This is a genomic window from Mesorhizobium sp. M1A.F.Ca.IN.020.04.1.1, assembly GCF_003997315.1.
Classification (GTDB): domain Bacteria; phylum Pseudomonadota; class Alphaproteobacteria; order Rhizobiales; family Rhizobiaceae; genus Mesorhizobium.
This window is the reverse complement of record NZ_RZSN01000318.1, coordinates 1-3103: the sequence shown is the minus strand read 5'-3', so window position 1 is coordinate 3103 and position 3103 is coordinate 1. Positions and strand designations below refer to the sequence as shown.

General features: G+C 66.0%; 3 protein-coding genes, 1 pseudogene and 1 riboswitch. All 4 genes and pseudogenes read right to left on the bottom strand.

Going from position 1 to position 3103, the window contains the following annotated elements:
- A pseudogene (locus EOA49_RS31190) lies at nt 1–620 on the bottom strand (cobaltochelatase subunit CobN); the annotation flags it as partial.
- Nucleotides 621–637: 17 nt separating this feature from the next.
- Nucleotides 638–1675 (bottom strand): cobalamin biosynthesis protein CobW, encoded by a 1038-nt coding sequence (gene cobW / locus EOA49_RS31185; RefSeq protein ID WP_127242225.1) that lies wholly within the window; start codon nt 1673–1675, stop codon nt 638–640.
- Between the two features lies 1 nt (nt 1676).
- On the bottom strand, nt 1677–2105 hold the full coding sequence (locus EOA49_RS31180; protein WP_127243568.1) for a DUF1636 family protein: 429 nt from the start codon (nt 2103–2105) through the stop codon (nt 1677–1679).
- Between the two features lie 38 nt (nt 2106–2143).
- Nucleotides 2144–2344: riboswitch (cobalamin riboswitch) on the bottom strand.
- 29 nt (nt 2345–2373) lie between these two features.
- The coding region (locus EOA49_RS31175) for a crosslink repair DNA glycosylase YcaQ family protein (RefSeq protein ID WP_164749363.1) at nt 2374–3103 on the bottom strand (730 nt) is incomplete at its 5' end.

Sequence of the window (3103 nt, the reverse complement as noted above, 5' to 3'; positions counted from 1 at the left end):
CTCCTGCCGGACAGAGGGAGGTGTGACGGATCGCCGACGTTCAAGAAGACTGATTTCGCGACAACTCCGATTCCTGGTTGATAGTACCCCGCCTTCGGCACGCTCACCGGCTCGGCCACGGCCGTATCCGACCCGGCGAGCCTTGCCAGTCTTTGCACCAGCGCGCTCATGTTCGCCGGGCCGCCTTCGCGGAAATAGCCGAGCAGGGCGTCGAGTTCGGCGCGCGGCAGGGTCGAGGCTTCGATCAGCCGCTGGTCCTCGTCATGGCTTTCGCCCGGCAGCAGCGCCAGCTTGATGCCGCGCTCGCGTGCGACCGCGGCGAGCTGGTCGGAGCCATAGCGCCACCAGTCGTAGCCGCCCAGGATGCGGACGAGGACCACCTTGGCGTGACGGGCAACGCTGTCGATCCAGAGGTCCACCGACATCGGATGGCGGAGATCGCGAAGTGCTGCCAGCCGCATCGACGGCAGCCGCGCGGCGTCGGCCTTCCACGCAGCGGCGAGGCCGGCGAGATCGCTGTCGGTGAAGGACAGGGCCACGACATCCGCAGGCGTCTGCCTGAGGTCGATCGGCTCGGCGAGATCGTCGAGCGAGGCGGATGTCGTGGTGAGGATGTGCATCGCGGTTCGGTCTTGCCTCAGCCGGCGAGGATACGCTCGATCGCCGGGCGGTTCAGCCCCTTGAGGCCGATGACGACGAGCCGCGATCGGCGGTCGTCGTCCGGCGTCCAGGCGCGGTCGTAATAGTGATTGACGCGCGGGCCGACGGCTTGGAGCAGCAGCCGCATCGGCTTGCCGCCCACCTCGACAAAGCCTTTGACGCGCAGAACGTTTTCCTGCTCGGCGGCGAGAGCGACGCGCTTTGCCAGCTCATCCGGACTGGCGATGGACGGGATATCGAGGACGAAGGAGTCGAAATCGTCATGCTCATGGTCGAGCTCGTCATCGTGATGGGTCTTGCGGTTCTCGACGTCGTCCTCGACGGCGAGGCCAAGACCGAGCAGCACCGACGGGTCGACCTTGCCCTGTGCGGTCGGCACGACCTTGACCGCGCGCGCCACGTGCTCGCCGATAACGGCATTGGCGCGGACTGAGCCCGCCGCGTCCATCAGATCGCTCTTCGACAGGATGATGAGGTCGGCGCAGGCGATCTGGTCCTCGAACACCTCTTCGACCGGATCATCGTGGTCGAGGGAATCGTCGGCGGCGCGCTGCGCCTGCAGGGCGTCTAGGTCGGAGGCGACGCGGCCGTCGGCCAGCGCCGGACCGTCCACCACCGCGATGACGCCATCGACCGTGACGCGGCTCTTCACCGTCGGCCACTGGAAGGCCTGGACGAGCGGCTTCGGCAAAGCGAGGCCGGAGGTTTCGATCAGGATGTGGTCGACCTTCGGCGTGCGCGACAGGATCTGGTCGAGCGCCGGCACGAAATCGTCGGCGACGGTGCAGCAGATGCAGCCATTGGCGAGCTCGACGATATTTTCCTCTGGGCAGGTGTCGATGCCGCAGCCTTTCAGGATCTCGCCGTCGATGCCAACATCGCCGAATTCGTTGACGATGATCGCCAGCCGCTTGCCCTTGGCGTTTTCGAGCAGGTTGCGGATCAGCGTGGTCTTGCCGGCGCCGAGAAAGCCGGTGACGACAGTGCAGGGAACACGGGAGAGGGATGCGGTCATGTCAGTCCTTCAGCAGGTCGAGGGGAGGGATGCGGGCAACCAGGCCGCGCTTGAGGGAATCGGGCCGGCCTCGCCAGGGGATGAGGCCGTCGGTCGAGGTGGCAAAGAGCTTTGCGCCGGTGACGAGGTCGGCGCCGCTGGTCGTTTCCAGGTCACCGAAGACATAGCTCCAGCAGCCGTCGCGCAGCAGCGCCGCGCTCAGGCGGCGTTTGCAATTGCCGAGACACTCGACGATGCGGATGCGGATTTTCTCGTCCGGCGCGGCGCGGCGCGCGTCTTCGGCAAGGAGGGCGCCGGCGCGCGGATGCGCGTCCGAACCGGTCTCATCGCGGCAGGAGGAGCAGACGATGACGGTCACTTCCGATAGCGCGTCGCGGGGTTCGGACGAAATGTCCGCGGTATTAGCCGGAAAACTGACGTTGCGATCCAAAACCAGGCTCCTTGCCCGGAAAACCCGCCGAGCGATCGGATTCTCATGTCTCAGACGGCAGGTCTCCTGGCTCGCGGGTCGTCGCCTTACGCCGCCTTCCCGGGAAACATCCCAGTGGTTTTCGGCTGAGGCTCGTCGCTCACAGTTGCGGGGACAGCCGCGGATTTGGGTTTTCCCGCACCGCATTCCCTCTTGGCTCCTCCCCTTGCCGGGAGGAGACCGTCTGCGGCGGATTTAGGCTTAGAGGTGCTGGCATGTCAACGCGCGGCTACGACACCGAAATGTCGGCCAACGCCGGCCCAAGGTCGCCGGCCGGCGTCACCTCGATGGTTTCCAAGCCGAGCCATGCCTGCATCTGTTTCAACTCATCGAAGAGCTGTGCGGCCGTTTCGGCGGGAGCGCCGGCTTCGGCAAAAGCCGCATGGACGCGCAGCACGCCGGCCGGCCGGTCAGCTCTCAAATCGACCCGGGCAACGATCCGGTCGCCGAGCAGGAAAGGCAGCACGTAGTAGCCGTACTGGCGCTTCTCGGCTGGCGTGTAGATCTCGATGCGGTAGCGGAAGCCGAAGAGTTTTTCCGTCCGGGTGCGTTCGAATACCACCGGATCGAAGGGCGCGAGCAGGGCGCGGGCCTCCATGCGGCGCGGAAAGCGGGCGTCCTTGTGGAGATAGGCGGGCTTGTCCCAGCCTTCGACCTTCACCGGCAGCAGTTCGCCCATCTCGACCAGTTCCTCGATTCTGGCTCTCGTATCGCCAGGCGCCAGGCGGAAATAGTCACGCAGATCGCCATAGGTTGCGATGCCATGGGCGCGGGCGGAAATGCGCAGCAATTGGCGATGCGCGTCCTCGACCGAGGGCACCGGCAGGTCGAGGATGGCCTGCGGCAGAACCCGCTCGGGCAGGTCGTAATAGCGCTCGAATCCTCGCCGGTAGGCGGTGGTGATGCGCCCGGCCCAGAACAGCCATTCGAAAGCGTGCTTGGCCTCGCTCCAGCCCCAC